Genomic DNA, 513 nt, shown 5'->3' with positions numbered 1-513 from the left:
CGGTTACACTGATGATAAACGTCCTGATATTGAAGGTCGTGCACCAGATGGTGTGGTTGAAGTGGCGATTTACTTAGGTAATGACCTAATCGGTCGTGTGCCTGTGGTAAACAACAGCTGGACTTACAACTTTGCTAAAGACTTAACTGAGGGTAAACAAACCATCAGTGTCGCGCCAGTGAATTACGTAGGTACGATAGGTGATAAGACCAGCCTAAGCTTTACCGTGGAGACAGAAGTGCCTCCGGCATTAAGCCAACAATTCTTAGATTTATACGATGACTTTGGGCCGAAAACAGGTTCAGTCAAACGTGGTGAGTCTACAGATGACCGTCAGCCTGAATTTAAAGGGACAGCGGGTGGTAAGATTGCGTTCATTAAAATCTATGACAATGGTAAAGAAGTGGCGGTTGTGCCGGTGAATGAAGATGGTACTTGGAGTTACATACCTGCAGCGAACTTAGCGGGTGGAGAGCATAACTTCCAAGCGGCACCAATGACTAAATCAGGTGT

General features: G+C 45.8%; 1 protein-coding gene. It reads left to right on the top strand.

Going from position 1 to position 513, the window contains the following annotated elements; genetic code table 11:
- Positions 1–513 (top strand): Ig-like domain-containing protein (locus ACFFIT_RS04030; RefSeq protein ID WP_385876368.1); only part of this gene is annotated, 513 nt, incomplete at both ends.

It is taken from the genome of Thorsellia kenyensis (genome assembly GCF_042432445.1).
Lineage (GTDB): Bacteria > Pseudomonadota > Gammaproteobacteria > Enterobacterales > Thorselliaceae > Thorsellia > Thorsellia kenyensis.
This window is presented reverse-complemented; position numbering and strand designations above follow the sequence as displayed.